Below are 1,450 nucleotides of genomic sequence, written 5' to 3'. Positions count from 1 at the left end.
GGCGTGGCCGCCGCGCACAGCGGACATGGTCTTGCCGTCGAGTTCCTGGTCGAGCGGCAGATCCTTGATCATGAGGGTCGATTGCATGGTGAGTCTCCTTGGGGGTTCGGTTGAGGGGAGTCCCGCGTCGGCGGGACTCCCGCATGCAGCGTTACAGCGCGACCATCTGGGTGCCGTTGCCAAAGTTCTGCAGGGTGGGGAGCTTCAGGTTGAGGTGTGTGCTCGCGTCGATCGTGTTCACGATCGGCCCGATCTGCACGCCGATGGTCGGGCTGGCAAAGCCGCCGCCGCCGATGACGTTCTGAAAGTTGCCGCCGACAAGAGAGAGGGCGTGGCCGCCGCGCACAGCGGACATGGTCTTGCCGTCGAGTTCCTGGTCGAGCGGCAGATCCTTGATCATGAGGGTCGATTGCATGGTGAGTCTCCTGGGGGTTCGGTTGGGGGAGCACGTTTGTTGCGCTCGAAGGATATAGAGCATGGGCCGTGCCAGGCCCTGGGAGGTCGCTGCAGTAAGCTGCCTAACGTATTGAAAATAAAAGGTTTTTCATGGAATCTTGGCGCTTTCCGAGATCCGTCGGGCGAAACTTTGTCAGGGTTGGTGTTGGGCGTAGGCAAACTCATTTCATGGCACTGTTGGCCGAACGAACACAGTTGCCCCCCGGAACTGACTGCGTCGAGCCAAGCCGTCTTGAAGCCAATGACACCGGGCTTGGGCGGGTCAGCTCTCTGCCTGGATGCGCGCGATTTGCCCGTCCCGACTGCGGCCTGGTAGTTGGCGAGCGCGCCACTGATGCGAGCTGGCCGCCGCCGTGATGGCACGCAAATGGCCGCGCTCGAAGCGCGGCCCCAAGGTCCGGCGAAGAAAAAAAAACCGCCCAGAATAGGGCGGGTTCAGACTGCTGAAAACCTGTCGAGTGCTTGCCAAGGCTGGCAAGTGCTACGGGCTCCGGACTGGAATACCGTAGGTTGCATCTTCCGCTGCGGACTCCGAGGTGCGTCGCCATCCGTTGAAGCGGGGGCGACGCACCTCGGTCCCGTTACAGCGCAGCCACCTGGATGCCGTTGCCGAAGTTCTGCATGGTGGGGATCTTCAGGCTGAGGTGCGAGCTGGCGTCGATCGTGTTCACGGTCGGCCCGACCTGCAAGCCGATGGTCGGGCTGGCAAAGCCGCCGCCGCCGACGACGTTCTGATAGTTGCCGCCGACAACAGAGTAGGCGCTGCCGCCGCGCACAGCGGACATGGTCTTGCCGTCGAGATCCTGGTCGAGCGGCAGGTCCTTGATCATGAGGGTCGATTGCATGGTAAGTCTCCTTGGGGATTCGGTTGAAGGGGAGTCCCGCCTCGGCGGGACTCCCGCATGCAGCGTTGTTACAGCGTGGCCACCTGGGTGCCGTTGCCGAAGTTCTGCATGGTGGGGATCTTCAGGCTGAGGTGCGAGCTGGCGTCGAT

At 62.5% G+C, this 1,450-nt stretch carries 2 protein-coding genes; both read right to left on the bottom strand.

Annotated elements, in window-relative coordinates; all coding sequences use genetic code 11:
• Positions 1-151: 151 nt before the first annotated feature.
• The gene (locus C265_RS20305; protein WP_010813231.1) at positions 152-415 is read right to left on the bottom strand and encodes a hypothetical protein; all 264 of its coding nucleotides are present in this window, start codon (positions 413-415) and stop codon (positions 152-154) included.
• 622 nt (positions 416-1,037) lie between these two features.
• Positions 1,038-1,301, bottom strand: coding sequence for a hypothetical protein (locus tag C265_RS20300; RefSeq protein ID WP_010813230.1), 264 nt, complete (start codon positions 1,299-1,301; stop codon positions 1,038-1,040).
• Positions 1,302-1,450 lie beyond the last annotated feature (149 nt).

Source organism: Cupriavidus sp. GA3-3 (genome assembly GCF_000389805.1).
Taxonomy (GTDB): Bacteria; Pseudomonadota; Gammaproteobacteria; order Burkholderiales; family Burkholderiaceae; genus Cupriavidus; species Cupriavidus necator_D.
Note: the sequence above shows the minus strand (reverse complement) of the source record. Positions and strands in the feature narration are given on the sequence as shown.